This is a genomic window from Pusillimonas sp. (assembly GCF_035515275.1).
Classification (GTDB): Bacteria; Pseudomonadota; Gammaproteobacteria; order Burkholderiales; family Burkholderiaceae_B; genus Pusillimonas.
The window spans coordinates 1-1,526 of sequence record NZ_DATJBQ010000124.1; the positions used below are offsets into that span (position 1 = coordinate 1).

The following is a 1,526-nucleotide window of genomic DNA, read 5'->3' on the forward strand; positions in this document are numbered from 1 at the left end:
AGCTCAGCGCAGTCCGCGCTGCTGGTTTACGACACCTCCACCCACAAGCCCCTTAAAGGCGTATTGCTGTCACATGATGCACTGCTTGGCAGCTTGCCGGGCTTCGTTGCGGCCCAAAATTGGTTTCCCCACATGGCCGGCCCATTCTGGAGCCCGGTCGACTGGGCCTGCGCCGAAGGGCTGCTGGCGGCCATGTTGCCGGCGCTTTATTTTGGCCGACCCGTGGTCGCCGCGCTGGGCCGCTTTTCGGGCGCGCGCGCACTTGAAATTCTTGCCCGCTATCAGGTCAGCCACACTTATTTCTCGGCGCCCCAGATCCGCCAGATCGCGCTCGAAGCCGACCCATCGGCTTCCCTTACGCAACCCGCCTTGCGTTCGGTGGCGTTCAATGGCGCCGGACACGACAACGAAGCCGTTTATCAATGGTGTGAACGCAATCTGGGTGTTGCACCCAATATTGTGATGGGCATCGCCGAGGCCCAGCTTTTCATGGGGAACAGCCGGCAAAAGTGGCCCACTGCCCCGGGGAGCATCGGCCGCCCGTATCCGGGTCATCTGGTTACCGTGCTTGACCCCCAGGGCCGACCCTGCCCGGCCGAGGTTATTGGCGAGCTTGCCCTGAACCGCTACGACCTTAACGGCCACCCCGACCCGACCCTGTTCCGGGGCTACTGGAACGACCGCGACGCCACCCAGGCGCGCTTCGTGGGCGACTGGCTGCTTACCGGCGTTCAGGCAAAAATCGACAAGTCCGGAAACTTCTGGCACGAGGCATAAACGCCAGGCGCTATACAATCCCGTTAAGCGTAACAATCGAAACGGGAATTCCATGGCCATATACGAGTTCGACGGGCTCACCCCCATTATCGACACAGACACCTTTATTTTCGACAGTGCCGATGTCATTGGCCATGTCGTGCTCGAAGCAGGCGTCAGCGTCTGGTCCAACGCCACCATCCGCGGCGATAACGCGGCGATTAAAATAGGCCGTAACAGCAACGTTCAAGAAAGCAGCGTGTTGCACGTGGACACCGGCATACCGCTGACCATCGGCCAGAATGTCACCATCGGACATCAGGCCATGCTGCATGGCTGCACAATTGAAGACGGCGCTCTGGTGGGCATACAAGCCATCGTGCTCAATAATGCCCGTGTCGGCCGAAACTGCCTTATCGGTGCAGGTGCAATCATTCCCGAAGGCCGCGAGATTCCCGACAACTCGCTGGTAGTGGGTGTCGGCAAGATCTTGCGCCAGCTAACCGACAGTGAAATTCAGACCATGCACGAAAACACCCAGAGCTACGTGCTACGCGCCCGCGAGTACCGAGAGCGCCTCAAGCGCCTGGACCAGGCATAAATTAATGAACGCCCCGGGGCTAAAATCAACTCATGAGCGACTTACTCAAGAAGTACCTTTTTCAGGATCACAGTGTTCGCGTACAAGCCGTCAAGCTTGATAATGCGTGGCAGACCGGCCTTGAACACCAAACCTACCCGGCGTGTGTTCAACGCTTGCTGGGCGAACT

Annotated in this window: 3 protein-coding genes; all 3 read left to right on the forward strand. The window is 59.0% G+C overall.

All coding sequences use genetic code 11. The annotated features are described in order from the left end of the window. Positions 1-777 (forward strand): AMP-binding protein (locus tag VL003_RS08985; protein WP_325441674.1); only part of this gene is annotated, 777 nt, incomplete at its 5' end. Positions 778-829: 52 nt separating this feature from the next. Continuing rightward, positions 830-1,357, forward strand: coding sequence for a gamma carbonic anhydrase family protein (locus VL003_RS08990; RefSeq protein WP_325441676.1), 528 nt, complete (start codon positions 830-832; stop codon positions 1,355-1,357). Between the two features lie 32 nt (positions 1,358-1,389). Beyond that, positions 1,390-1,526 (forward strand): Hsp33 family molecular chaperone HslO (locus tag VL003_RS08995; protein ID WP_325441678.1); only part of this gene is annotated, 137 nt, incomplete at its 3' end.